The following is a 551-nucleotide window of genomic DNA, read 5'->3' on the forward strand; positions in this document are numbered from 1 at the left end:
AATAAAAGTTGGCATGGATGCTGCAATATAGTTGATAGCTGAAAAAGCTTATATAAAAACATACATACAATCTTTGGGGAAAAGGCTATGAATGCACAAAAAGGTTTTACATTAATTGAACTCATGATCGTAGTTGCCATTATTGGTATTTTGGCAGCAATTGCGATTCCACAGTATCAAAATTATATTGCTAGATCTCAAGCATCTGAAGCATTTACTTTAGCAGATGGGTTGAAAACAACGATTAATACTAATCTACAAGCTGGAACTTGTTTTGCAGGTGGCGCTAATGCAGCAACAGCAGCTGATAAAGTAGATGGTAAATATGGGGAAGCAGTGATTGGTGGTTCAGCTCCAGCTTGTACTATTACCTATACCTTCAAATCATCAGGTGTATCAAATAAGCTTACATCTAAAAAGATTGGAATGAATGTAAGTGAAACAGGTATCCTGACAAAAAATAGTGATACGAATGCACCAGTTGAGTTACTTCCACAATCTTTTACAGCTTCATAAGTTAAAAATAAAAAGAGAGGCTTAGACCTCTCTTT

1 protein-coding gene is annotated in these 551 nt (G+C 35.4%); it reads left to right on the forward strand.

Features of this window, described 5'->3' with window-relative positions:
• The first annotated feature begins 87 nt into the window (after positions 1–87).
• Positions 88–516, forward strand: coding sequence for a pilin (locus HUN22_RS17590; RefSeq protein ID WP_174732058.1), 429 nt, complete (start codon positions 88–90; stop codon positions 514–516).
• Positions 517–551 lie beyond the last annotated feature (35 nt).

The organism is Acinetobacter lactucae (assembly GCF_013344765.1).
Lineage (GTDB): Bacteria > Pseudomonadota > Gammaproteobacteria > Pseudomonadales > Moraxellaceae > Acinetobacter > Acinetobacter lactucae_A.